This window comes from Brucella sp. 22210 (assembly GCF_052045675.1).
Taxonomy (GTDB): Bacteria; Pseudomonadota; Alphaproteobacteria; order Rhizobiales; family Rhizobiaceae; genus Brucella.
Genome location: NZ_JBQEPD010000008.1, coordinates 156,126 through 180,237, shown reverse-complemented (window position 1 = coordinate 180,237; position 24,112 = coordinate 156,126). Strand labels below are relative to the sequence as shown.

The window sequence follows — 24,112 nt, the reverse complement described above, 5'->3', positions numbered from 1 at the left end:
GGCTCCACAACTGGCTTTGAATTGCTGTTTCCCGGCACACATGCAGTTCAGTTCGAGCTGGTCAGTGCCTGTTACGGATGGCGCCATCGCCTTCCGTACTCCTCCACACCCGATGCACTGGCGAATGTCGGTCTCTGCTCCTCCAGAAACGCCATTCGGCTGCCTGTGCTTCAGGTTCCATTCCGATTGACCTGCCCGCTCTTTCGCGCTCTTGTCCGCCGGAACGATTGGTATTAAGCGTCGGCTAATTACAAATGTCAAACAGAAATACATTTGTAATTAGCCGTGCAGAAATTGAGCGAGGGACAGATGAGTGAATCCGAAGACAGCCTCATGGTGCGCGTGGCGTGGCTCTATTACGTTGGCGGATTCAACCAGGAGGCGACCGCATCCCGACTGGGCCTGACCCGGGCGCGCGTGAACAAGATATTGGGCGAGGCCCGCGAAAGCGGCCTTGTCAGCATTTCCATCGACCACCAGAACGCAGGCACATTGCCCGTGGAAAACGAGCTGATGCGTCGACATGGATTGGATTTTTGTATTTCAACACAGCCATTTGGCTTTCATGCCGATGAAGACACGGCATCCGAAATCCGCAAGCAGGTTTCATTCCGGGCCGTCGGTGTTGCTGCCGCCACCTATCTGAAAAGCTTTCTGGCCGACAATGAGGAAGCCACCATCGGCACCGGCTGGGGCCGAACCATCGAGCAGATGACATTGCAACTTGCGGGTGTACGCGCACCACAGGCGCGCTTCATCTCCGTCATGGGATCGCTGACCGCGAACTCCGCCTATAATCCATTTGAAGTTGTGCACATGCTGGCGCGGCGGACGGGCGGGCAAGGCTTTTTCCTGCCGGTTCCGTTCATCGCTGATTCCGCAGAAGACCGAAAAGTGCTCATTTCGCAGCGCTCTGTGGCGCGTGCGCTGGAGATTGCCCGCACGGCTTCTGTTTGCTTCATCAGCGCTGGCGAGTTGACGGAGGATTCCCTGTTGCGCCGCCAGAACATGCTCAGCAAATCCGAGCTGGAAAGCCTGCGTGCCGCCGGTGCAATCGGCGACACCAACGGCATTTTCTTCGACAAGGATGGGCAGCAGGTCGAGCACGAGATGAACCAGCGCACCATCGCACTCAGCTTTGCCGAGCTGAAGAAAGTTCAGGTCGTGCTGCTCATCGCTGGGCAAGAGAAAGCTGCGGCAGCGAAGGCGCTTCTGAAAAGCGGCATCGTCAACGGCCTCATCATCGATGGTGACGCCGCTGACACGCTGCTGGCGCTTTCATAACGCGTGCCTTACCCGCGCGGAAAGCGCTGGTTGTCCTCCAGCACATTCAGGTCCATGTGGTTTCGCATATAGCGTTCTGACGCCTTTTGCAGCGGCTGGTAATCCCACGGATAATAAGCCCCGTTGCGCAAGGCCGGATAAACCACATGGCGGCGGGCCTGACTGGCGCGAACATGCGCATCGAAGAGATCGAGGTTCCAGCGCCCCAGCGCCTTTTCCATCAGTTTCTCAAGTATCGCGCGATGCTCGGACCTTTCCGCCAGATTGTTCAGCTCATCCGGATCATCCGCGAGATTGAACAATTGCGGTGGGTCGACACGGCAGAGATTGATCTTCCATTGTCCTTCACGCAGCGAAACCATCGGCGCAACCGTGCCTTCAGCAGCATATTCGCATGGCACCGCACCGCGTTCCTTCGTACCAGCCGCGACCTCCAGCAACGAAACGCCATCGGTCCACGGCATGATGCCGTTGAGGTCGATCCCTGCCAGATCGGCCAGTGTCGGCAACACGTCCAGCGTTGAGGCGGGCATATCGATCAAACCCACCGGCATCTGTGGCGCGGCGATCATCAGCGGCACACGTGCGGAGCCTTCGAAAAAGCTCATCTTAAACCACATGCCGCGTTCACCCAGCATGTCGCCGTGGTCGGAGGTGAAGATGACAATCGTATCGTCCGCCATATTGCAACGTTCGATCACATCCAGCAGGCCGCCGATTTTCTCATCGACATAGGAAATATTGGCGAAATAGGCCTGCCGCGCTGCCCTAATCTGCGCACGGGTCAGATCGTAATCCTCAGCCTTGGAAGCGCGAAGCAACCGCTCGCTATGCGGATCGATTTCGCTTTCCGGTAGCGGTCCGATCTTCGGGTCAAGTTCGGGAATATCCGCATAAAGGTCGAAGAAGCGCTTACGCGCCACGTAAGGATCGTGCGGATGGGTGCAGCTGACGGTCAGGCACCATGGACGCTCATCATGGCCCCGCGCCAGATCGTATAGCTTCGCTTCGGCCTGATAGGCGACTTCATCGTCATATTCGAGCTGGTTGGTGATTTCCGCAGAACCGGCCCCGGTGATGGAACCCAGATTGTGATACCACCAGTCGATGCGCTCTCCCGGTTTGCGATAATCCGGCGTCCAGCCAAAATCAGCAGGATAGATATCCGTCGTCAGACGCTGCTCGAAGCCGTGCAGCTGGTCGGGGCCGACAAAATGCATCTTGCCGGAAAGCGCGGTCTGATACCCCGCATTGCGCAAGTGGTGCGCATAGGTTGGTATCTCGGATGAGAATTCGGCTGCATTGTCATAAACGCCGGTGCGAAACGGCAATTGACCCGACATCAGAGAAGCGCGCGCCGGAGCGCAAAGCGGACTCGCCGTGTAGCAATTGGCAAAACGGGTGGAACGCTCGGCAAGCTTGCGCAAATGCGGAACATGCAGAAAGTCGGCTGGGCCATCCGGGAAAAACGTCCCGTTCAACTGGTCAACCATGAGAATGAGGATATTGGGCTTTTTCATCTGTGCGGAACCATCTGGCATAAGTGAAACGCGAAATGGCGGGCATCGAAATGCCCGCCTTGCAATCTTTACGTTTGACGATCAGAGACCGAGGCTTGTCTTGACGGCGGCAGCGCCTGGTTCGCCCTTCAGCGTGGTCACGCCAGCCAGCCATTTGTCGATCTGTTCCGGATGGGCTTTCAGCCATTCCTTCGCAGCCGCTGGACCTTCCGCGCCTTCGTCCAGAATCTTACCCATCAGCTCGTTTTCAATATCCACGGTGAAGGTGAGGTTCTTGAAGAAGGTTGCAGCATTCGGGCAGTTCGCCGACCAGCCGGTGCGCGCCAGCGTGTAGACTTCCGCGCCGCCAAAGTTGGGGCCGAAATAGTCATCGCCACCCGACAGATATTCAATCTTCAGCTTGGTGTTCATAGGATGCGGAGCCCAGGCAAGAAACACGACCCAGCCCTTGTCCTTGTTCTTGCGGTCCACCTGCGCCAGCATGGCCTGCTCGCTGGATTCCACGATCTTCCAGCCGTTCAGCTTGAATTTCGGATCTTCGATGATCTTCTGGATATTCTGGTTGGCAGGAGCACCCGGCTCGATACCGTAAATCTCCTTGCCGAATTTATCGCCATGGGCAGCAAGATCGGCAAAATCCTTGATGCCTTCGCTCGCGACATAATCCGGCACTGCGAGCGTGAATTTTGCGCCTTCCAGATTTTTGACGATCACCTCAGCCGCTTTGGCCTTGTCGAGATCGTCGCGGAATTTCTGCTGTGCTGGCATCCAGTTGCCAAGGAAGACATCGAGATTGCCAGTTTTAAGGGCTTCATAGCCAATCGGCACAGACATTGTCTTCACATCGGGCTTATAGCCAAGGCCTGTCAGCAGCACACTTGCAATGGAATTGGTCGAGGTAATATCAGTCCAGCCTGGATCGGACAGGCGGATTGTTTCGCATGCAGCCGGATCGGCAGCATAAGCCGTTCCCGCCAGCCCCGTGAACGCCGCAAACGCCAGTGCAGTCATCTTCAAATAACGCATCGGAGACCCCTCGTTGATGGATGCATTCCGCATCTCGTACAATCAAAAGCCGTTATGGCTTGCATTTCGACTTTCAGGAAAACACCATTTGCGCTAAGGAAAAACCCATTCATTTTTTATCGACGATATAAAGGCTCTTTATGGTTTCTCCATCCTGGGATCTTGGCAGCCTTGGCGTTTTCGAAGCGGTCGGACGTTTGGAAAATCTGACCCTCGCAGCGCGTGAACTCGGCATGACGCAACCTGCCGTCAGCTATCAAATAAAACGCATGGAAGACCGTTTGGGCGTCACGCTGTTTGCAAGGCGGGCGCGCGGCGTTGAAATTCTGCCGGATGGGCGGATTCTCTATGCGGCTGTGCGGGCTGGTCTGGATGGAATCGAAGACGCCGTGCAGCAGATCAGGCGCAGGCAGCGCTCACCCGGTTTGCGGATTGCAACGGATTACGGTTTTGCCACTTTCTGGCTGATGCCGCGCGTGGCGCAGTTCAGGCCCAAACATCCCGAGGTCGACGTGCGTATCACGGCTTCCTCCATGCTCCAGCCGCTCGATTATCGCGAGGCCGACATCGCGATCCTGTTTGGCGGGCGCAATGATTTCCCCAAGGGCTCCGTCCCTTTCATCGGCGAACAAGTAATGCCGGTCTGCTCACCCGCTTTTCTCGAAAAAAGCGGTGGCTTTCCCAACGGCAAAGGGCTAGGCGCAGCCTCGCTGCTGCATCTCGACACATTGCAGGGTGATCGCTGGTTCACTTGGCAGTCATGGCTGAATGCCATCGGTGAGGAAATCGTCGACGGCAATTATGGCCTCGTCTTCAATACCTATAATCTGGTGATTGAAGCGGCGATTGCCGATCAGGGTGTTGCGCTTGGCTGGTCCGGGCTGATCGATGGCGCTGTGCAGCGCGGACAACTTGTCCATGCCTGCGACATATCCCGGACAAGCGATAACGGTTATTGGCTGGTCTTCAATCCAGACATTTCCGACAGAGCACGGGCACTTGCGATGGAACTCATCGAGACACCTAACGACCGCTGACGCGGCGGGCGGCCCTATTCCACGAAGCCGACAATCGGGCCAAAACCTCCATGCCAGGATATGTCGTTACGGCCCAGTGCAGGGCTATAAATGCCTGTACCGTTTCCGCCATCGAGAAACAGGGCATTTGGGCATTTCAGATGGTCGCGGAACATGCGCGCGAAATCATGGAAGTTCACCGGGTCTTCGCTGATTGCAAAACGCACAGCGCCATTCTCGCAAACGCCGACGCCACTGCGGCGCGTGCGGTCCGTCGAGCCTGCAATGAAAGCCGGGTGCAATTTGTTGCGGATGACCAGCATCGGACCGGATTGGGTCGCAAAACTGGCCTTCGGCTTGCGTTTTAAGAACGTGTCGGTGGGGAGAATTCCCGCGCCCTTGTCATCCCAGAAGAAAACGCCGTTCGGCTTTTTGTAGAAGTTCGGCACAGGACCACCTGCGCTTTCACCTTTTTGTCTGTTAGCCGGACGCAGTTCCTGCTCGTTCTCGACATAAAGGCCGATCGGCGCAAAATCAGTTCCGTACATTCCGGCATTCATCGCGAAAACCAGCGTGTGACCGCCATTGCTGACGGCCTTGGCAACGCTTGAGAATGTCTGATAGGGCTCGCCATCAACCCCTTTCCAGAACAGCCTTAGCCCAGCAACGCCGTTTTCCGGTTTGCAGATGATATATTTCGTATTCTCGAAACTATCCGCCTCGCAGATACCCGGCTTGTCCGTTTCCTGCGCTTGAACCGGACAGGACATCGCCGCCACGAGCATCATGGCCGCAGTGGATAATCCGCGCTTCAGATAGATCTTCAGTGCCGCTGCATCTTTCTTCATCTCGCCACTATGCAGAAATTGAGAGATTCGAAGAAGCCCCTGCGATCAAGCCATCTCCGAAGCCTCGATCCGAGCCGCCTTGCGCGTGGCATAGATGAAGGACGCCACGAAAATCATTGAAAGCAAAAGCACAATCGTCGGAGCAGGCGCACTGTCGATGAAGAACGACAGATAGACGCCTGTGAAAGAACCAACCGCCGCGATAACAGCAGACAGCAACAGCATGGTGCTGAACTTGCGCGTCAGGAGAAACGCAATGGCACCCGGCGCGATCAGCATGGCAATGGCGAGGATGATGCCAACGGCCTGCAACGCGCCCACAATCGTCAGCGAGATGAGGCCGAGCAGCCCGTAATGCAGGAGGCTGACCCGAAGGCCAACGGCCCTCGCCTGCGCTGGATCGAAGGCGTGCAAAAGGAAGTCTTTCCATTTGATGCCGATGATTGCCACGGTAAGAACCGCGATAAGCGCCGCCTGTCCGATATCGAACCAAGAAACACCGAGCATATCGCCGAACAGAATATGGTCGAGATGAACGTCCGGCCTCACTTTGACATAGAGCACCAACCCCAGCCCGAACATGCCGGAAAACACCACGCCCATGACCGTATCCTGCTTGATGCGGCTGTTATCTTTCAAAAAGCCGGTCGCGATGGCGCAGAACATGCCCGCGACAAACGCGCCGACCGCATAGGGAAAGCCTACGACATAGGCGATCACCACCCCGGGAAACACCGCGTGACTGATTGCATCGCCCATCAGCGACCAGCCCTTGAGAACCAGAAAGCAGGACAGTAGCGCCATGGGGATTGCCACAGTGACAGAGATCACCAGCGCATTGACCATGAACGGAAATTCAAATGGCGAAAGAAGCGTTTCGATAATGCTCATTGCGATGCCTCCAGCGCCTGTGTCTCAGCGGCGCGGCGTCGGCTCGCAAGCATGCCATGCTTGGGTGCGAAGAAGAATGCGCACAGGAAAATCACCGTCTGCAACACGACGATGATGCCGCCCGTTGCACCGTCGAGGAAGTAGCTTGCATAAGCGCCCAGAAAACTGGTGGCGGCACCGATCATAACAGCGATGACCAGCAGTCGTGGAAAGCGATCCGTCAGCAGATAGGCCGTGGCACCCGGTGTCACCACCATGCAAATGACGAGGAAAGCGCCAACCGTCTGAAGCGCCGCAACTGTCGAGGCGGAAAGAAGCGTGAAAAACATGATCTTCAACGCGGTCGGATTGAGGCCAATCGAACGCGCATGGCTTTCATCGAAGAATGTGACCATAAGGTCTTTCCATTTGACGAGCAAAATGGCGAGCGACACGAAGCCGATGATACCAAGCTGAAGCTTGTCGCCCGGCGTGATCGCCAGAATATTGCCGAGCACGATGGTCTGGATGTTGACCGAGGTTGGTGAGATCGACACCATGAACAGGCCCAACCCGAAGAAGCCTGAGAAGATCAGGCCGATAATGGCGTCTTCCTTCAGCTTGGTTCGTTGGTTCAAGAACAGCATGGCAGCAGCCGCCAGCCCGCCGGAAAAGAACGCGCCGATGGAAAACGGCAGTCCCAGCATATAGGCTCCGGCAACGCCGGGAACGATGGAATGGGACAAGGCATCGCCGATCAGCGACCAGCCCTTGAGCATCAGGTAGCACGACAGGAAAGCGCAAACACCACCGACCAGCGCCGACACCCACATGGCATCAATCATATAGCCATAGGTGAATGGCTGGAAAAGCATGTCCATCATTCCTGCCCTCCCTCTCCATCGCCCGTATTGCGAATGGCTGCCTTGCCACCCTGAAGGATCAGGGGGCGTTCATCGTCGGTAATCACGCCAATGGAGGCAGAAGCTCCGCCTTGCGCTTCGTTCAAAACGAAATGACGCAGAACGCCACCAAAGGTCATTTCCAGATTTTTCTGGGTGAAGGTGTCCGCAGTCAGCCCATAGGCCAGCACCGTGCCCTTAATGAGGATCGTGCGGTCGCAAAACTCCGGCACGGAACCGAGATTATGCGTTGAAACCAGCATCACGCGGCCTTCGTCGCGCAGTTCGCGCAACAGCGTAATGATCTGCTCTTCGGTCTTCACATCGACGCCCGTAAACGGCTCATCGAGCAGAATGACACGACCGTCCTGCGCCAGCGCACGGGCAAGGAAAACGCGCTTTTTCTGTCCACCGGACAGCTCGCCGATTTGGCGCTTGCGAAACTCGCTCATATTCACACGAGCAAGCGCATTGGCCACCGCTTCATGATCGGCAGTCTTCGGTATCCGCATCATGCCCATATGGCCATAGCGGCCCATCATCACCACATCCTCGACCAGAACCGGAAAATTCCAGTCCACCTCTTCCGATTGCGGCACATAGGCGACGAGGTTCTTGCGCAAGGCTTCCTCAACCGTCATACCCAGCACCCGGATTGAGCCACGCGCAACACGCACAAAACCCATGATCGCCTTGAACAAGGTCGACTTGCCCGACCCGTTGACGCCGACAAGAGCGGCAATCGTGCCGGTCGGGATGCGAAAACTCGCATCGCGCAAGGCGGTCAGGCCGTTGCGATAGGTCACGGTAGCGCCATCGACGGCAATGCCGTCATCTTCAGAACCGGAACCGAGACGGCTCTGCCAGTCGGGTTGAGCATTCATCGGATAAATCTTTCATAAGGATCGAATAAGCGCCCGCCACGATGACGGGCGCCGGCATGGGCAATGATCAGATCAGGACTGATGGGTCAGTCCCTTGACGATGGTGTCGGAGGTGACGCGCAGGAGATCGATATAGGTTGGCACCGGGCCATCCGCGTCCGTCAGAGAATCCACATAGAGCACGCCGCCATAGCGGGCGCCGGTTTCGCGGGCCACCTGCTCAGCAGGAGCGGACGAAATCGTGCTTTCGGAGAAGACGACGGTGATGCCATTCTTGCGCACGGCATCGATCACCTTGCGCACCTGCTGCGGCGTGCCCTGCTGGTCTGCATTGATCGGCCAGAGATACAGTTCCTTCAGACCGAAATCGCGCGCGAGATATGAAAATGCCCCTTCGCTCGAAACGAGCCAGCGCTTGTCTTCCGGAACGGTGGCAAGCTTCGCCTTGATCGGCTCTATCGCGGCCCGGATCTTCTGCTTGTAGGCTTCGGCATTCGCCTTATAGGTGCCGGCATTTGCCGGATCGTATTTGACGAAGGCATCACGAATATTATCGACATAGATCAGTGCAACAGTGGGCGACATCCAGGCATGGGGGTTCGGCTTGCCGCTATATGGCCCTTCGGTAATGCCGATCGGCGTGACACCGTCTGACACCACAACACTCGGCACGTCCTTCAGATTGTGAAAGAACTTTTCAAACCAGAGTTCGAGGTTAAGCCCGTTCCACAGGACAAGCTGCGCGCCCTGTGCCCGTTTTATGTCGCCAGGTGTCGGCTGGTAATTATGGATTTCCGCACCGGGCTTGGTGATCGATTCCACGACGGCAGCGTCGCCTGCAACATTTCGCGCAATATCGGCAATGACTGTGAAGGTTGTGACAGCCTTGAACTTTTCCTGCGCTGCGGAGGGCGCAACGGCCAATACTGCCGCCAGCGCCGCTCCCGCCATTCCGGTCAGGATCAATCGTCTCAGCTTGTTGAACATCTATTCCTCAATCTTGCTATTAGGAGTTATTTGCAACTGAAATATAGTATTCCGGCCTGCAAACGGGATCACTTGCACACCGGAAAGAATCCTCTGGGCTCCCATATTCTGCAATTGCAAATGAATTGCAATAAGGAATTGCTAAAACGCGGAATTTTTGCCCGCAAAGCGGGTGCAGTCTTCAACAAGCCCCTAAAACCGCATGCCGCAACCGACCATTAGAGCATTTCCAGCAAAAGTGCGTAGCGCCTACGCAGGGAAATCAGTCCACTGGACTGATTCCTGATCCTGCTTCGATGCGTAGGATAATGCGTAAAAACAAATAGATAGGGTGGTTCCACGATTCCGTTTTAACCGGAGCCACTCTAGGCCAGTTGCGGCATGATTGATGAAAGCGCATCCCAAAAAGTGTGAAACAGTTCTCGGGCTGCGCGTAAAGACAGAAGCCAAAAGCACCGCTCTGCTTCAATCAGATTGGCGCTTTTGAAGCTGCGACGCCGCCTATTCCTTCACCGCTCCGGTCATTGACGACACGTAGTAGTCAACGAAGAAGGAATAGAGGATCACCACCGGCAGCGAACCGAACAAGGCCCCCGCCATCAGCGCGCCCCATTCGAAAATATCGCCGCGCACCAGCTCGGTCAGCACGCCCACTGGAACAGTCTTGTTTTCCGAAGACTGAATGAATGTCAGCGCATAGATGAATTCGTTCCACGAAAGCGTGAAGGCGAAGATACCCGCCGAGATCAAGCCCGGCACTGCAAGCGGCAAGATGATCTTGAGCAGAATCTGCCAGCGATTGGCGCCATCCACCAGCGCACTTTCCTCCAGCTCGAAAGGAATGGAGCGGAAATATCCCATCAGCAGCCATGTGCAGAACGGAATGAGGAAGGTGGGATAGGTGAAGATCAGCGCCAGACGCGAGTCATAGATGCCGAGCTTGAACACGATGAACGCCAGCGGAATGAACAGGATCGATGGCGGCACCAGATAGGCCAGAAAGATGAACAGGCCGACAGAGCGTGAGCCGGTAAACCGGATGCGTTCAATCGCATAAGCTCCCAAAACCGAAGCAATCAGCGACAGGAATGTGGAAGCCGTCGCCACCAGCATCGTGTTCCACAGCCAGCCCGGATAAGAGGTCTCGAACAACAGATATTTGATATGGTCGAGTGTTGGCCCCACCACCCAGAAGGGGCTGAAATTGTCATAATCCGTCAGCTGCGAATTGGGTTTTACGGCAGTGATCGCCATCCAGTAGAATGGAAACAGCAGCACGAAGACGAAAAGCGCTATGGGTATGTAAATCGTCACCACCCGCCGCGGCAGGCGATTGAGATAGGACATGCCTTGGCTATCGTCCTTCAAAGCGGCTTCATTGGAAGGTGCCTTGGACTTCATGGTCATCTCCATTGTCAGTCGCTCCCGCCCTGCTGCCATTTGCGACGTTGCAAGCCGAAGAAAGAAAACATGATGGCGGCAAGCAGGAACGGGATCATCGCGACAGCAATCGCTGCGCCCTCACCCAATTGGCCGCCGGGAATGGCACGCTGGAAAGACAGGGTCGCCATCAGATGGGTTGCATTGACGGGACCGCCCTTGGTCAGAACGTAGATCAGCTGGAAATCCGTGAAGGTGAACAGCACGGAGAATGTCATCACAACAGCAATGATCGGCGTCAGCATCGGCAATGTCACATGCCGGAAACGCTGCCAGCTTGAGGCGCCATCCAGCGATGCCGCTTCCTGCAACGAGGCCGGAATAGTCTGCAAACCGGCGAGAAGCGAGATTGCCACGAAGGGAATGCCGCGCCAGACATTGGCCGCAATCACCGAAAGCCGCGCATTGGTCGGATCACCAAGGAAGTTGATGGGCTGCTCGATGAGACCCATTTTGATCAGCGACCATGAAATGATCGAGAACTGGGAATCGTAGATCCACCAGAATGCCAGCGCTGAAAGCACCGTCGGCACCACCCATGGCAGCAGCACGATGGCGCGGAAGAAGGATTTGCACGGCAGGTTTTCGTTCAGCAGCAGCGCAAGCCAGAGGCCGAGACCGAATTTCAGCACCGACGCGACGGTTGTGTAGAGCACCGTATTGAACACCGACAACCAGAAGACGCTGTCATCCCACAGGAATTCGTAATTTTCCAAGCCGATGAAAATGCCATCGCGGCCAATCTTCGTGTCGGTAAAGCCGAGCCAGACGCCAAGACCGAGCGGATAGGTCAGAAAGCAGACCAGAAAGACCGCTGCGGGCAGCATGAACAGAAAGCCCAGCATGTTGTGATTGTTTGCCAGGCGAGACATGAAAGGCCGTTTTATCGCACCGGGGTCTCCGGATAGTCCGCCACCGGTAGAATTGGTCATCGTCATGGATACACATCTCCAGAACCACAAAAGAAACGAGGCGCGGGGTACACCCTCGCGCCTCAGCTCTAGCGACTAGACGCGATAATAGCGGTTGGCTCGCTTTTCTGCGCTCGCGACAGCCTCTTCCGGCGTGGAAGCGCCTGTGACAGCGGCGGCAAACATGTCGACCAGAACATAGTCGGCCATGACGGCTGCCGAAGCATAGCCGAGCGGACCGGCATAACCGTTCGGACGCAGCGTTTCCGAAGCGCGGGCATAAGGCGCATGGATCGGGTTGGCCTTCCAGACCGGATTATCCGCAAACGCCTTGAGCGGCTGGCAGCAATAGGCGCTGGAGCCTTCGAGCCAGGCATTCATCTGGTCGGCTTCCATCATGAACTTGATGTAAGCCTTGGCTGCTTCCGGATATTTCGTATGCTTGAACAACAGAAGCGAACTGGTCTGATGCAGCTCGACGCTCTTGCCGACCGGACCGACGGGGAAGTTGGTGCTGCGCATGTCAGCAGCAAATTCCGCGAGCTTCGGGTCGTTCTTCGCAGCGTAATAGATGGAAACGCCATTGGCCGTCAGCGACACCTGCCCCGCAAGGAAGGCGCGGTTGTTATTGATGTCGAGCCAGCTTTCCGTACCCGGAATGAAGGTCTTGTAAAGCTCCTTGGCATAGTTGATGGCGGCAATCGTTTCCGGCGAATTGATCGTCACCTTGCCGCTTTCATCGACCATCTGTGCACCATGGCTCCAGAGCAGCCAATGCGCATAGTTGTTGCCGTCACCGACAGCCTTGCCATGCGGGAAACCGGCAGGCGTTCCCTTGGCCTTCATGGCCTTGCACAGCTCAAGGAAGCCTTTCGTGTCCTGCGGGAACTCGTTGAAACCAGCCGCTTTCATGTGGCTGTCACGATAGACAATCGCATTGCCAATGGCCGTCAGCGGCATGGCGATGAACTTGCCGTCACGGGTCGCATAACCCTTGAGGCCGTCATAGAAGCCACCATATTTCCCGTCTAGATAAGTGCCAAGCTCGGTCAGATCGACCAGCTTGTCGGGATATTGATGGGCATCGTCGAACCAGCACATCACGATATCGGGGCCGGAACCCACATTGGCGGCAACCGCGGCCTTTGGACGAATATCTTCCCAGCTTTCCTTGTCGATACGGACTTCGACGCCGGTGGCTTCGGTGAACTTCTTGGTGTTGGCGAGCCAGCTGTCCTCGTCGCCCTTCACGAAAGGCGTCCAGCGCAACACGCGCAGGCTTGCACCGGCTTCCGGCTTATATTCCGGTTCGGCTGCGAAAGATGGACGAATGCCCATACCCGAAAGACCAGCCGCACCAACAAGACTTGCCGTTCCCGTCAGGAATGTTCTTCTTCTGATAGTCATTATGCTCCTCCTCCAAAAATGGGACTTTGCTACGCCGCATTCGCTGTCCCTACAGGCGAAAACGGGTATCTGGTGAAATGCGATTTCCCAGAAAAGACACAGCCTCCGGCTCTCCCCTCCTTCAGCGTGTCTTGTGTAAATTCATGCAATAAGACGCATGCCACTCTCTTCGTCGAAGAGGTGAACATTGCCTGGATCGATCGAAATATTGATCGCCTCTCCGGGGCGCACTTCGACGCGCTCGCGGAAAACACAGGTGACTTCGGTACCGCCGAAATTCACCACCATCTGCGTTTCGTAGCCGGTTGGTTCTATCACCACCACCGGCGCAGCCAGCCCGGCACCATCAAGCCGGATATATTCCGGACGCAGGCCGTAAACGAGGTCTCGTCCCGCCGCCTGTGGATAGGCGCGCGACAATGGCAGCCTTGTGCCATCGGTAGCTACGAACACCTGCGGATTTTGTGGATCGAGCTTGCCCTTGATCATGTTCATGGCCGGGGAACCGATAAAGCCAGCCACAAACAGATTGTTGGGATTATCATAGAGTTCCAGCGGCGAACCGACCTGCTCCACAATGCCGTCATGCATGACGACGATCTTGTCGGCCATGGTCATGGCCTCAATCTGATCATGCGTCACGTAGACAGTCGTCGTTTTCAAGCGGTGATGCAGTTCCTTGATCTCGGCACGCATCGCCACGCGCAGCTTGGCGTCGAGGTTCGACAAAGGCTCATCGAACAGAAAGACCTGCGGATCGCGAACGATGGCGCGGCCCATAGCCACGCGCTGGCGCTGACCGCCGGAAAGCTGACGTGGATAACGGTCGAGCAGATTGGTCAGGCCCAGAATGCCAGCGGCATAATTCACGCGCTTGTCGATTTCAGCCTGCGGTGCCGAATTCAGCATCAGCGAGAACGCCATGTTCTTGGCGACCGTCATATGCGGGTAGAGCGCATAGTTCTGGAACACCATGGCGATATCGCGTTCCTTGGGCGGCAGGTTGTTGACCGGCCGTCCGCCGATGCGGATTTCGCCGCCGGAGATATTCTCCAGCCCGGCCAGCATGCGCAGCAAGGTCGATTTTCCGCAGCCCGAAGGACCGACGAGAATGACAAACTCGCCGTCTTCAATATCAATATTGACGCCTTTGATGACGGGGAAATTGCCGAAAGACTTTTTCACTTCGGCGAACTGAACAGTGGCCATGCATCTCCTCCCAGACTGCATTCTGTTTTTTCAGAAAATGTGAACGACGGCTCCTCACTTCCGTCATACCCATCTTCCCTGGTACGCATCTTGTCCGAAAACCGTTTCACACACTCGAGATACGTACGCGCGAATATTCTCCTTACTTCGGTATTTGCTGCGCCGAATTCCTCTTCCGGCGCCTGTTGTTATCGTCTCGCTGACGATTTAGCCCCGGCCCACAAAGGGCATCTTGGTTGCCATGACCGTCATGGTCAGCACATTGGCGTCGAGCGGCAGGCTTGCCATATAGACAACCGCATTGGCGACATGCGCTGGATCAATGGTCGGCTCCGCCGCCATGGTTCCATTGGCCTGAATGACACCTGTCGAAATCTTCTGCGTCATATCGCTAGCGGCATTACCAATATCGATCTGGCCGCAGGCGATATCGAAGTTGCGACCGTCGAGCGCAGTCGATTTGGTAAGCCCCGCAATGGCGTGTTTCGTCGCGGTATAAGGCGCTGAATTGGGGCGCGGTGTGGTCGCAGAAATGGACCCATTATTGATGATGCGGCCCCCACGCGGATTTTGCGCTTTCATCACCCGGAAAGCCTGCTGGGTGCACAGAAATGCGCCCGTCAGATTGGCACCGACAATCGCGCTCCAGTCCTCGAATGTGACGCCTTCAAGCGGCACACCCGGAACGAGAACGCCCGCATTGTTGACCAGAAGATCGAGCCGCCCGAACTTTTCAACAATCGCATCGAAAAGTTTGCGCACGGCGACCGGATCGCCCACATCGGCTGCGATTGGGTGGAAGCTTCCGCCGGTTTGCGATGCAAGATCGGACGCCGCCTTTTCCAGCACATCGATGCGACGACCGGAAATCACGACATGATAACCTTGTGCTCCGAGGGCCTTGGCGATAGCGCGCCCTACACCTGTACCGCCACCGGTGACAAGCGCAATGGCCCCACTCTTCGCACTTGTTGCCTCACTCATCGCAGCATTCCTCCGTGTTGCGGCTCCGGCCTCAGAGCGCGTTCAATCTGAATTTTCTATTGAAGCAAGATCCTGTCGATCCTCGTAACCCGGAGGGCGGATATGCTTCGGCCTGCATGCATTATCGAATTTCAATATTAGGTCGATGCTGCGCAGCCGATGCTCGGTGCGCTTACTGCGTATGCCGTCAATTCCCTGCCGGTACCGTTCTACCCTTAACTGGTAAGGTGAACGGACCACTTGTCCATTGATGGCCGGTCAAACGCCGTGAGTCAATCTCGTTTTGCCGCAATTGGGAAACATTCGAGCACATCCCGAAAAGTGTGAAACGGTTTTCGGAAAAGATGTGCGTGAAAACAGATAGCTAGAGCGCCGATCTGATTCGATCAGATCGAAATGCGCTCTAGCTAAAGAGATTGCGCGACCCGCTGCTATCATCACAAAGCCCTCAAGCCAGACAGCCAGGACAGCCCGGCGTCAGTCGTGGCTTTCGGGCGATATTCGGCACCAACCGGCTTTTCATAGCCGAGCGTATCGAGCAAATGCACGATATGCCGGTAATCCAGCTCGCCATGGTCGGGTTCTGCACGGTCAGGTACGGCGGCAATCTGGACATGGCCGATATACGGTTGCAACGCTTCCAGCCGCTTGCTGATATCGCCTTCCATGATCTGAAGGTGGTAGCAATCGAACATCAATTTCAGGTTGCTTGCTGCCACTTGATTAATGATTACAATGGCTTGTCCCGATGTCTTCAGAAAATATCCCGGTGCATCGCGGTGGTTCAGCGGTTCGATCAGAATTGTTATGCCATGAGCGGCGGCACGCTCGCAGGCATAGGTGAGATTGGCGACGAATGTGCGATGCGCCGCCTCGCCTTCCGCCTTTCCAGCCATGACATGGATATTAAGCGCTCCGATGGCAACCGCATAATCGACTGCCTGACGAATCGCTGCCTGCGCCTCGTCTTCCCGTCCCGGAATCGCCGCCAGACCATTATCACCAGCTTCGACATTGCCACGACTTGTGTTGAGGCCGAGCATCGTCAGCCCGGTTTCACGCAACGCTGCCGCAACCGCCCCCGCATCAAAATTATAGGGCCAGTGGCATTCCACGGCATCAAACCCGGCAGCTTTTGCCGCGCGTATGGCATCAGGTAGCGGCAGTTCCTGCCAGAGAAAGCCGAGATTGGCTGAAAAACTGGCCATATCAGTCCCACTCCACATCAAATTTTTCGACGATCTGGCGAATTTGCGCCTCCGTCAGCATGTTCGGTTTCAAGCCACGCGTGAGCATGGCGAGCTTCGCCGTTTCCTCAAGTTCTTCAACGGCATAGACAGCCGCTTCCAGATCCTTGGCAGCAACGACCGGCCCATGATTGGCCAGCATTACGGCGCTGCGCTTGCCGGCCAGACCGCGGATCGCATCGCCCATGGCAGGATCGCCGGGGATGAAATAGGGCAGCAATTTCACCTTACCGAGTTTCATGATCGAATAGGCCGTCAGCGGCGGCAGCATATTGTCCGGGTCCACATCCGGCAGCATAGACAGCGCGACGGAATGGCAGGAATGCAGATGGACAACTGCACCCGTCTTGGCTGCCCGCGTTTCGTAAAATGCGACGTGCAGCGGCATTTCCTTGGTTGGCTTGTCGCCACCGACGAAGTTGCCCTGCTGATCGAAAAGCGACAACTTTGACGGATCGAGACTGCCAAAAGAACTACCGGTCGGGGTGACGAGCAGCCGTCCGTCCGACAGGCGCGCCGAAATATTGCCCGACGAGCCACCGGTCAGCCCTCGGTCGAACATGGACTTCGCCATCAGGCATATGGTTTCGCGGAGTTTCGCTTCTTCACTCATGCGGCCTCCAGCTTGCGCAGCGCCGTTTCAAAGAAAGCCTCCGAGCCGAAATTGCCGGATTTGAGCGCAAGCGCGACCACATCGCCTTCCACCGAGGCGAAAGTCCATGGAACGCCGGGCGCGATCTCCTGCCCCACCATCACACGGGAAACCCCGAGCGACTGTGCGACAGCGCCGGATGTTTCACCGCCCGCCACAACGAAACGGCGAATACCGAGGCTAAAAGCCTCGCGCGCCAGCGTGGCAAGAGCCTCTTCGACAATCCGGCCTGCGCGCTCCACACCGAGCTTTTCCTGCGCGGCACGGACCGATGCCGGTTCCGCGCTGGCATAGATGAGCTTTGGCTCATCCACCGGACGCTGCCGGAGCCAGTCGACGCCCTCGCCTGCGCCATGCTCTGCCAGTTGCAGCGGATCGAGACGATAGCTCGCCGCCTTTTCCGCGTAATGCGCAACCTGTTTCAGCGTCATTACCGAACAGCTGCCGGAAAGCACAATCTGGCCTTCGCCAACAACAGGCGTCTGCGCCTCTTGTGTGCTTTGCTGCAATTGTCCTGCTTTAGCGAGAAGGCCGGGCAACGGCATGGCAAGCGCGCTGCCACCGGTGAGCAAGGGCAGATCCAGCGTCGCCTCGGCAATGGTTCCCAGATCCTCGTCGGCAACTGCATCGACGATGACATGCGCCACGCCCTGCCCGGCGAGTTCGGCAAGCCGCGCCTTCAAGGCATCGGCACCACGCGCCACAACGAGGCGATTGGCCAGCCCGACCTTGCCTTTCACCTGCGGCTGCAGCAAGCGCACCAGGCTGGAATCCCGCATCGGCGTCAGCGGATGATCCTTCATCGGGCTTTCATCCAGCGGCTGCTCGCCAACGAAAAGATGCCCCATGAAAATGCTGCGACCATTTTCGGGAAAAGCCGGGCAATAGATCGTCTGCGAAGCGCCGATGTCAGCCATCAGCGCTTCCGCCACCGGCCCGATATTGCCTTCAGCGGTGCTGTCGAAAGTTGAACAATATTTCCAGTAGAACCGCTGCGCACCGGCGGCTTTCAGCCACGCATAGGCTGCACGAACCTGACTGACGGCCTCATCAACCGGGATGGTCCGGCATTTCAGCGCGATGATCTCGAAAGGGGCGATCGTTGTCGCATCGGGTGCTTCCGTTTCATCGGGCAATCCGAAGCGCAGGGAAACCGGATAACCGCTGCGGGCCAGCAATCCGGCGAGGTCCGTTGCTCCGGTGAAGTCATCGGCAATGGCGCCCAATACGATAGCCATGGTTATTTCTCCGCGCCCGGCATGCCCGGCAGGACAATGCCGCTACGGGCGGCCAGAATCTTGGCCACGGCGGCATCATCTTCGAGGCCGAAACCGGCTTCGGATGCCTGACTGAACAGCGCCAGCGCGGCTTCACTCAACGGCGTGGAGCCGCCTGCATCGGATGCTTCGCCCGTGACAATGCCCATATCCTTGACGAAAATATTGACCGCAGAGCGCGGTGTGTAATCGCCATCGACGATGTGCGGCCCGCGATTTTCGAACATCCAGGACGAACCGGCGGAAACGCGGATAACATCGAACACAGTTTGCAGATCGAGGCCAACCTTGGCAGCGAGCGTCAGCGCTTCAGCAGCAGCAGCGATGTGAACACCTGCCAGTAACTGATTGATCATCTTTACTTTTGAGCCAAGGCCCGGCTCTTCGCCAAGCCGGAATACTTTGGCCGCAACAGCATCAAGAGCGGTCGAGGCTTTGGCGAAAGCCGCGTCCGCGCCTGACCCCATAACTGTCATTTCACCGGTCAGCGCCTTTTGATAGCCGCCGGAAACCGGCGCATCGATGACCGCCATGCCCGCGGCTTCTAGCTTGGCGGCGATCTCGACCGTGACACTGGGCGCCATCGTTACGCACAGGAGAAACACGGTGCCGGGTGCGGCAGTCTGCACCGCGCCTTTCGGACCAAACAGCACTTCCTTTGCCTGATCGGAATTGACAACGAAGACAAAGACGACATCGCTTCTGCCTGCATCGGCAGGCGATGAAAAGGCTTCGCCACCTTCCGCCGTGAACCGCTTCAGCACTTCGTCGCGGATATCCACGCCCTTGACGTGAAAACCCGCGCGCAACAGGGACAGGGCAGCACCCCACCCCATCGAGCCAAGACCGATCACGGTTGCCGTATTGCCCGGCGCCATTCGAAACCTCCCGTTATTTTCTATGTTACCGCTCGTCGATATCGAGGCCGGTCAAGCTCTAGGAGAGCTCATCCTCGATATGGATGCGGATGATTTCGTCGAAGGATTTGTCACCCACAAAACCGAGCGCGGTGGCGCGGCTTGCATCGAAATCCTGGGGCCATCCAGACACGATGCTTTCAATCAACGGATCGGGCTGACGACGGATGAGCGCCACCGCCTTGTCGCCCGCAACACTGCGAAGAGCTTCGATCTGCTCGCCAATGGTGGCCGACAAACCCGGCATGTTCAAAACGCAGCGATGACCGACTTTAGCCAGATCGATGGTCGCAGCGTGCAGCAGGAAGCCAACCGCGCGGCGCGGGCTCACATGCCAATGACGCACCGATTCATCGACCGGCAGGATCGCTTCCTGCCCGACCAGAGGTTCGCGGAGAATATTGGAGAAGAAGCCCGATGCCGCCTTGTTTGGCTTGCCGGGACGAATGCAGACCGTCGGCAGACGAATGCCGATGCCATCCAGAAAGCCTTTGCGGGCATAATCCGCGAGAAGCAATTCGCCGATCGCTTTCTGCGCGCCATAGCTGGTGCGGGGAGTCAGGAAAAACTCGTCGTCGATCTTTTCCGGGAATGGCGAACCGAACACGGCAATGGACGATGTGAAGACAACACGCGGCTTGTAGGGCGCTTTTTCGCCTTCCTTGCGGATCGCTTCGAGCAGATAGCGCGTACCGTCGAGATTGATCGCATAGCCCTTGTCGAAATCGAGTTCCGCCTCGCCGGAAACGATGGCGGCGAGATGAAAGATAAGGTCCGGTCGCTTGGCAATCAGTGCGCGCGTGATAGCGGGATCGGAAATATCCCCTGCGCTCGCATGGACTGTGCCTGTAAAGCCTTCTGGCGGAGTTGGAGCAATAACATCCACCAGCGTCAGTTGCTCGACGGGTTTTCCGTCAATACTGCCGTCTCGACCGATTGCTTCGGAAAGCTTGCGACCAACCATCCCTGCCGCGCCGATAATCAAAACATGCATGCAATTCTGCCTTTCCCATTCATGGATGCCGTCAGCATCCAACGCCCTCAGCCGCGCTTGTCGCGCACCTTGGCAAGCAAGTTCTTTGTTGAAACGTAAATCCGCTCTTCATGCGCGGCGAAGGCCGCCATGGCCGCGTGTCGGTCGCGCTTTTCCAGCGCCTGCAAGATCGCCTGATGGTCGGAAAAGCTGCCATCAATCGCGCCCGGCTGCGCAACGGCACGCCGGCGATGCTCCAGCATATAGGTGTACAGATCGGTGACGATGTCGGCGAGCAACGGATTTCCGCATTCGCGATAAATGGTGACATGAAACTCGCGGTCGCAGATGAGAAAGCGCACGGGGTCGTTCAGACAATCGATCTGCGCCTTGAGCGAGCTGCGCAATATATCCAGCGCTTCGTCTGAAATGCGCTCGGCGGCATCGCCGACAATCTGCTGCTCGACCAGAAGCCGCGCCGCATGCACGGCATGAACATCATAAAGATCGACATTGAGCCGCGATGTTATGCCAACCGCCATGCCGGAAAGATCAGCTTTGGCAACGCGCGTGCGCGATCCGTGCGAGACTTCCAGCACGCCACGCGCAGCAAGCGTTTGGATAGCGCTGCGTACCGTCTGACGGCTGACCGAAAGCGCTGCGGACAGTTCCCGCTCGCCCGGCAGCTCATCGCCAACCGCCAGCAAACCGGACGCAATAAGGGCAGCAATCTTGTCGGCGATCACATCCTTGATGGTGCGCCGCTCCAGATTTCGCCCCAGACCCGTATTTTTATCGAGCAGAAAATTATGTGCGACGATCAACGGAGTTCCTACTGACCCACTGGTCTTTCCACTAGTCCAGTTGGAATTTATCGATATCGCGGTTGCTGTCAAGAGCCAGCAAGGCTCCTCGCCGCGATCAACTCTGATCGCGGCGTCTTCATATCATCTTTCGGGGGATGTTGCTGAGCCTGAATCAAAAAGCGGCATGTGTGTGCGAAAATGGTAATTTTCGGGTACCGGAGCGGAGCGTACTTTTGGGTACGTGAGCACCGGAAGCCTCGCATAATCCCGAAAAGTTGCAGACTTTTCGGTTCAGATTATGCGAATGCAAATCTCAAATTGCCATTTGCAGCCACACAGGACGACTTTTGGAACAGGCTTTTAGACTGCGTCCAGAATCTGCTTCTGCAAATCAATCGCGCGAGCATCGGCGAGCTCACGTCGCGGACGCTCCAGATCGATGTCGATATCAAGCGCAATGGACCCTTCGCGCAGCACGATCACACGGTCTGCGAGAGCAACGGCTTCCGACACATCGTGGGTGATCAGCACCGTGGTAAAGCCGCGCTCAGTCCAGATACGCTCCAGAAGACGGTGCATCTCGATGCGTGTCAGCGCATCAAGTGCGCCAAAGGGTTCGTCCAGCAGCAGAATTTTCGGATCGCTGACCAGCGCCCTTGCCAGCGCAACGCGTTGCCGCTGGCCACCAGACAGCACGGATGGCCAGTCATCGCCGCGCCCTTCCAGCCCGACATCGGACAAAACCGAAAGTGCGGCCTCACGCCAGTTCTCACCGCGCGCTATGCCCACATTGTCGGTCACACGCTGCCACGGCACGAGCCGCGCTTCCTGAAAAAGCAGACGCACAGACGGGCTGATGCCGGTCAACGCTTCTCCGCCAACAGCTACGCGCCCCCCATCGGACAGATCGAGCCCCGAAATCAGGCGCAGAAGCGTGGACTTGCCACCGCCAGAGCGCCCGACAACGGCCAGAAACTGCCCGGATGGCACCTCCAGATTGAAGTGCCGCAACACTTTGAGGCTGCCGAATGTACGATCGACATGGGAAAGCGAAATGGGCGACCCGCCCTTCGCATCTGCGCCACGAGCGAGCGCTTCCCCATCATATGAGTCCTGAACCGCAGCCATCAGCTTTTGCCTTTTTCCGGCTGATAGGCCGGATGCCAGACGAGCACACGCTTTTCGATCAGACGGGTTGCCGTATCGGCCACCTTGCCAAGCAGTGCGTAGATGATGATGCCGAGCAGCACCACATCGGTCATCAGAAACTCGCGCGCATTCATGGTCATATAGCCGATACCGCTGGTGGCGGAAATGGTCTCGGCAACGATCAGCGTCAACCACATGAAGCCCAGAGCATAACGCAGACCAACGAGGATCGACGGCAGCGCGCCGGGCAAAATAATACGCTGGATCAGTGCCTTGCGATCCAATCCGTAGACATGCGCCATTTCGATCAATTGCGGGTCGATAGTTCGCACGCCGTAGAACGTGTTGATATAGATCGGGAAGAAAACGCCGATGGAAACCAGAAATATCTTGGCGGTTTCGTCGATGCCGAACCACAGGATGACAAGCGGAACAAGCGCCAGATGCGGTATGTTGCGCAACATCTGCAAGGTGCTGTCGAGCAAGGTTTCGGCAGGCTTCCACAGACCGTTGACGATACCGGCGATAAAGCCCAGCCCGCCGCCGATAATGAGACCGATCAGGGCGCGCTGCGTTGAAATATAGGTATGATAGATCAGCGTGCCATCCAGCAGCGATTTCCAGAACGCCGCCGCCACCGTGCTGGGTGCAGGCATCAGTCGCGCCGTGATCAAACCCGTGCGCGCAGCAATTTCCCAGAGGATCAAAAGAACGATCGGCAGCGCCCATGGTGCAAGCGCCTTGCCGAGCGTTTTAAGACGCGGGACATCAGCTGTCCTGCTCTTTCCGGCAAAGCCGGAAATTGTTGAATCCGCCATCAGGCCGCTCCCTTGCGCGTCACCTCGGCAATGGAAATTTCCTTCGGAATGAGGCCGAGTTTGAAGAAAGTGTCTGCAATTGCCTGTTGCTGGGCGATGACCGACGCGTCAAGCGGCTTGACGCCGTAGGACTGACGCTCGACGGCGCGGACAAGCACATTCTCCGGAATACCGACCGAAGGCGCAAGCTCGGCTGCGACCGTCGCTGTGTTGTTCTTGATCCAGTCATCGATTTCGGCAATCGCATCGATAACGATATCGACGGCTTCCGGGTTCGCATCCACGAAAGGCTGCGCACCGAGATAGAACTGGTGATTGGGAACGAGGCCTTCGCCATTGCGCAATTCGCGTGCTTCGATGGCAATTTCCGCAGCCGCCTGAAACGGGTCCCAGATGACCCATGCATCGACTGCACCGCGCTCGAAAGCGGCGCGTGCATCAGCGGGCGGCAGGAAGGTGGTTTTGATATCGGTATAGGCAAGTCCGGCATCTTCCAGCGCCTTGACCAGAAGATAGTGAACATTCGAGCCTTTATTCAGCGCAACATTCTTGCCCTTCAACTCCGCAACCGTCTTGATGGGGCTGTCTTTCGGCACCAGAATTGCCTCGCCGGTCGGCGCTGGTGGTTCATGCGCGATATAGACAAGCGGTGCACCCGCTGCCTGCGCGAAGATTGGCGGCGTTTCGCCGGTGGTGCCAAAATCGACGGCACCAACATTCAACGCTTCCAGAAGCTGCGGCCCCGCCGGAAATTCGGTCCAGCGTACATCAAAGCCGATCTTCTTCAGCTTCTCTTCGAGAATGCCACGCGCCTTGAGCAGAACAAGCGTGCCATATTTCTGATAGCCGATACGTAGCACTTTTTCCTGCGCAAAAGCAGGCACGCTGCCCACCAATGGCAATGCGGCTGCACCGGCGAGAAGACCTGCAAATTTACGTCTTGAAATGCGCATCAATACTGCTCCTGAACACACCGGTTGCCTCT

At 56.9% G+C, this 24,112-nt stretch carries 23 protein-coding genes; 2 read left to right on the top strand and 21 right to left on the bottom strand.

The genetic code is table 11. The annotated features are described in order from the left end of the window. Positions 1–309 precede the first annotated feature (309 nt). Positions 310–1,284 carry a sugar-binding transcriptional regulator gene (locus ACTJKP_RS12895; RefSeq protein WP_440630941.1) on the top strand — a complete coding sequence of 325 codons (975 nt, stop codon included), beginning with the start codon at positions 310–312 and terminating at the stop codon, positions 1,282–1,284. Between the two features lie 8 nt (positions 1,285–1,292). Here the strand turns inward: ACTJKP_RS12895 and betC are convergent, their stop codons facing one another. After that, positions 1,293–2,804 (bottom strand): choline-sulfatase, encoded by a 1,512-nt coding sequence (gene betC / locus ACTJKP_RS12890; protein WP_440630940.1) that lies wholly within the window; start codon positions 2,802–2,804, stop codon positions 1,293–1,295. A gap of 81 nt (positions 2,805–2,885) precedes the next feature. Continuing rightward, a complete protein-coding gene (gene choX, locus ACTJKP_RS12885; protein WP_440630980.1) occupies positions 2,886–3,815 on the bottom strand; it encodes a choline ABC transporter substrate-binding protein in 930 nt (309 codons plus the stop codon). Positions 3,816–3,970: 155 nt separating this feature from the next. Between choX and ACTJKP_RS12880 the strand changes: the two genes are divergently transcribed. Next, positions 3,971–4,867, top strand: a complete 897-nt coding sequence (locus ACTJKP_RS12880; RefSeq protein ID WP_440630939.1) for a LysR substrate-binding domain-containing protein — start codon at positions 3,971–3,973, stop codon at positions 4,865–4,867. Between the two features lie 14 nt (positions 4,868–4,881). On the opposite strand, the gene ACTJKP_RS12875 is transcribed toward ACTJKP_RS12880, so the two are convergent. The 19 genes from ACTJKP_RS12875 to ACTJKP_RS12785 form a co-directional block, all read right to left on the bottom strand. Next, entirely contained in the window at positions 4,882–5,694 is an 813-nt protein-coding gene (locus ACTJKP_RS12875; RefSeq protein WP_440630938.1) for a phosphodiester glycosidase family protein, read from the bottom strand. A 45-nt stretch (positions 5,695–5,739) separates the two neighbouring features. After that, positions 5,740–6,585, bottom strand: coding sequence for a metal ABC transporter permease (locus ACTJKP_RS12870; RefSeq protein ID WP_440630937.1), 846 nt, complete (start codon positions 6,583–6,585; stop codon positions 5,740–5,742). Continuing rightward, the gene (locus ACTJKP_RS12865) at positions 6,582–7,448 is read right to left on the bottom strand and encodes a metal ABC transporter permease (protein WP_440630936.1); all 867 of its coding nucleotides are present in this window, start codon (positions 7,446–7,448) and stop codon (positions 6,582–6,584) included. Before ACTJKP_RS12865 ends, ACTJKP_RS12870 begins: the two co-directional genes overlap by 4 nt. Beyond that, positions 7,445–8,350 carry a manganese/iron ABC transporter ATP-binding protein gene (locus ACTJKP_RS12860; protein ID WP_440630935.1) on the bottom strand — a complete coding sequence of 302 codons (906 nt, stop codon included), beginning with the start codon at positions 8,348–8,350 and terminating at the stop codon, positions 7,445–7,447. The genes ACTJKP_RS12865 and ACTJKP_RS12860 overlap by 4 nt, the downstream gene beginning before the upstream one ends. Positions 8,351–8,422: 72 nt before the next feature. Beyond that, positions 8,423–9,337 (bottom strand): metal ABC transporter substrate-binding protein, encoded by a 915-nt coding sequence (locus tag ACTJKP_RS12855; protein ID WP_440630934.1) that lies wholly within the window; start codon positions 9,335–9,337, stop codon positions 8,423–8,425. Between the two features lie 501 nt (positions 9,338–9,838). Further along, positions 9,839–10,738: a carbohydrate ABC transporter permease gene (locus tag ACTJKP_RS12850; RefSeq protein ID WP_138783666.1), complete on the bottom strand. Its 900-nt coding sequence runs from the start codon at positions 10,736–10,738 to the stop codon at positions 9,839–9,841. Positions 10,739–10,752: 14 nt separating this feature from the next. Then, the gene (locus ACTJKP_RS12845) at positions 10,753–11,715 is read right to left on the bottom strand and encodes a carbohydrate ABC transporter permease (RefSeq protein WP_440630933.1); all 963 of its coding nucleotides are present in this window, start codon (positions 11,713–11,715) and stop codon (positions 10,753–10,755) included. A 69-nt stretch (positions 11,716–11,784) separates the two neighbouring features. Further along, positions 11,785–13,095 carry an ABC transporter substrate-binding protein gene (locus ACTJKP_RS12840; RefSeq protein WP_440630932.1) on the bottom strand — a complete coding sequence of 437 codons (1,311 nt, stop codon included), beginning with the start codon at positions 13,093–13,095 and terminating at the stop codon, positions 11,785–11,787. 141 nt (positions 13,096–13,236) lie between these two features. Next, positions 13,237–14,304 carry an ABC transporter ATP-binding protein gene (locus tag ACTJKP_RS12835; RefSeq protein ID WP_440630931.1) on the bottom strand — a complete coding sequence of 356 codons (1,068 nt, stop codon included), beginning with the start codon at positions 14,302–14,304 and terminating at the stop codon, positions 13,237–13,239. 207 nt (positions 14,305–14,511) lie between these two features. Further along, positions 14,512–15,288, bottom strand: a complete 777-nt coding sequence (locus ACTJKP_RS12830) for an SDR family oxidoreductase (RefSeq protein WP_440630930.1) — start codon at positions 15,286–15,288, stop codon at positions 14,512–14,514. A gap of 437 nt (positions 15,289–15,725) precedes the next feature. Continuing rightward, a complete protein-coding gene (locus ACTJKP_RS12825) occupies positions 15,726–16,496 on the bottom strand; it encodes a hydroxypyruvate isomerase family protein (RefSeq protein ID WP_440630929.1) in 771 nt (256 codons plus the stop codon). A 1-nt stretch (position 16,497) separates the two neighbouring features. Further along, positions 16,498–17,148: a 3-oxo-tetronate 4-phosphate decarboxylase gene (gene otnC / locus ACTJKP_RS12820; protein ID WP_440630928.1), complete on the bottom strand. Its 651-nt coding sequence runs from the start codon at positions 17,146–17,148 to the stop codon at positions 16,498–16,500. After that, the gene (gene otnK, locus ACTJKP_RS12815) at positions 17,145–18,425 is read right to left on the bottom strand and encodes a 3-oxo-tetronate kinase (protein ID WP_440630927.1); all 1,281 of its coding nucleotides are present in this window, start codon (positions 18,423–18,425) and stop codon (positions 17,145–17,147) included. The genes otnC and otnK overlap by 4 nt, the downstream gene beginning before the upstream one ends. Positions 18,426–18,427: 2 nt before the next feature. After that, the gene (gene ltnD / locus ACTJKP_RS12810; RefSeq protein ID WP_440630926.1) at positions 18,428–19,342 is read right to left on the bottom strand and encodes an L-threonate dehydrogenase; all 915 of its coding nucleotides are present in this window, start codon (positions 19,340–19,342) and stop codon (positions 18,428–18,430) included. A gap of 58 nt (positions 19,343–19,400) precedes the next feature. Next, positions 19,401–20,375, bottom strand: a complete 975-nt coding sequence (gene denD / locus ACTJKP_RS12805) for a D-erythronate dehydrogenase (protein WP_440630925.1) — start codon at positions 20,373–20,375, stop codon at positions 19,401–19,403. Between the two features lie 47 nt (positions 20,376–20,422). Continuing rightward, the gene (locus tag ACTJKP_RS12800; protein WP_440630924.1) at positions 20,423–21,178 is read right to left on the bottom strand and encodes a FadR/GntR family transcriptional regulator; all 756 of its coding nucleotides are present in this window, start codon (positions 21,176–21,178) and stop codon (positions 20,423–20,425) included. Between the two features lie 342 nt (positions 21,179–21,520). Then, positions 21,521–22,288, bottom strand: a complete 768-nt coding sequence (locus ACTJKP_RS12795) for an ABC transporter ATP-binding protein (protein WP_440630923.1) — start codon at positions 22,286–22,288, stop codon at positions 21,521–21,523. Next, entirely contained in the window at positions 22,288–23,127 is an 840-nt protein-coding gene (locus tag ACTJKP_RS12790; RefSeq protein ID WP_440630922.1) for an ABC transporter permease subunit, read from the bottom strand. The genes ACTJKP_RS12795 and ACTJKP_RS12790 overlap by 1 nt, the downstream gene beginning before the upstream one ends. Beyond that, entirely contained in the window at positions 23,127–24,080 is a 954-nt protein-coding gene (locus tag ACTJKP_RS12785; protein ID WP_440630921.1) for a sulfonate ABC transporter substrate-binding protein, read from the bottom strand. The genes ACTJKP_RS12790 and ACTJKP_RS12785 overlap by 1 nt, the downstream gene beginning before the upstream one ends. Positions 24,081–24,112: the final 32 nt, after the last annotated feature.

What these genes read in the sequence shown, in the direction of transcription:
- ACTJKP_RS12785 (WP_440630921.1), bottom strand. Translation starts at nt 24,080, where the DNA reads ATGCGCATTTCAAGACGTAAATTTGCAGGTCTTCTCGCCGGTGCAGCC.
- ACTJKP_RS12870 (WP_440630937.1), bottom strand. Translation starts at nt 6,585, where the DNA reads ATGAGCATTATCGAAACGCTTCTTTCGCCATTTGAATTTCCGTTCATG.
- ACTJKP_RS12830 (WP_440630930.1), bottom strand. Translation starts at nt 15,288, where the DNA reads ATGAGTGAGGCAACAAGTGCGAAGAGTGGGGCCATTGCGCTTGTCACC.
- denD (WP_440630925.1), bottom strand. Translation starts at nt 20,375, where the DNA reads ATGCATGTTTTGATTATCGGCGCGGCAGGGATGGTTGGTCGCAAGCTT.
- ACTJKP_RS12790 (WP_440630922.1), bottom strand. Translation starts at nt 23,127, where the DNA reads ATGGCGGATTCAACAATTTCCGGCTTTGCCGGAAAGAGCAGGACAGCT.
- betC (WP_440630940.1), bottom strand. Translation starts at nt 2,804, where the DNA reads ATGAAAAAGCCCAATATCCTCATTCTCATGGTTGACCAGTTGAACGGG.
- ACTJKP_RS12860 (WP_440630935.1), bottom strand. Translation starts at nt 8,350, where the DNA reads ATGAATGCTCAACCCGACTGGCAGAGCCGTCTCGGTTCCGGTTCTGAA.
- ACTJKP_RS12825 (WP_440630929.1), bottom strand. Translation starts at nt 16,496, where the DNA reads ATGGCCAGTTTTTCAGCCAATCTCGGCTTTCTCTGGCAGGAACTGCCG.
- otnK (WP_440630927.1), bottom strand. Translation starts at nt 18,425, where the DNA reads ATGGCTATCGTATTGGGCGCCATTGCCGATGACTTCACCGGAGCAACG.
- ACTJKP_RS12865 (WP_440630936.1), bottom strand. Translation starts at nt 7,448, where the DNA reads ATGATGGACATGCTTTTCCAGCCATTCACCTATGGCTATATGATTGAT.
- choX (WP_440630980.1), bottom strand. Translation starts at nt 3,815, where the DNA reads ATGACTGCACTGGCGTTTGCGGCGTTCACGGGGCTGGCGGGAACGGCT.
- otnC (WP_440630928.1), bottom strand. Translation starts at nt 17,148, where the DNA reads ATGAGTGAAGAAGCGAAACTCCGCGAAACCATATGCCTGATGGCGAAG.
- ACTJKP_RS12895 (WP_440630941.1), top strand. Translation starts at nt 310, where the DNA reads ATGAGTGAATCCGAAGACAGCCTCATGGTGCGCGTGGCGTGGCTCTAT.
- ACTJKP_RS12875 (WP_440630938.1), bottom strand. Translation starts at nt 5,694, where the DNA reads ATGAAGAAAGATGCAGCGGCACTGAAGATCTATCTGAAGCGCGGATTA.
- ACTJKP_RS12835 (WP_440630931.1), bottom strand. Translation starts at nt 14,304, where the DNA reads ATGGCCACTGTTCAGTTCGCCGAAGTGAAAAAGTCTTTCGGCAATTTC.
- ACTJKP_RS12840 (WP_440630932.1), bottom strand. Translation starts at nt 13,095, where the DNA reads ATGACTATCAGAAGAAGAACATTCCTGACGGGAACGGCAAGTCTTGTT.
- ACTJKP_RS12795 (WP_440630923.1), bottom strand. Translation starts at nt 22,288, where the DNA reads ATGGCTGCGGTTCAGGACTCATATGATGGGGAAGCGCTCGCTCGTGGC.
- ltnD (WP_440630926.1), bottom strand. Translation starts at nt 19,342, where the DNA reads ATGGCGCCGGGCAATACGGCAACCGTGATCGGTCTTGGCTCGATGGGG.
- ACTJKP_RS12845 (WP_440630933.1), bottom strand. Translation starts at nt 11,715, where the DNA reads ATGACGATGACCAATTCTACCGGTGGCGGACTATCCGGAGACCCCGGT.
- ACTJKP_RS12880 (WP_440630939.1), top strand. Translation starts at nt 3,971, where the DNA reads ATGGTTTCTCCATCCTGGGATCTTGGCAGCCTTGGCGTTTTCGAAGCG.
- ACTJKP_RS12850 (WP_138783666.1), bottom strand. Translation starts at nt 10,738, where the DNA reads ATGAAGTCCAAGGCACCTTCCAATGAAGCCGCTTTGAAGGACGATAGC.
- ACTJKP_RS12855 (WP_440630934.1), bottom strand. Translation starts at nt 9,337, where the DNA reads ATGTTCAACAAGCTGAGACGATTGATCCTGACCGGAATGGCGGGAGCG.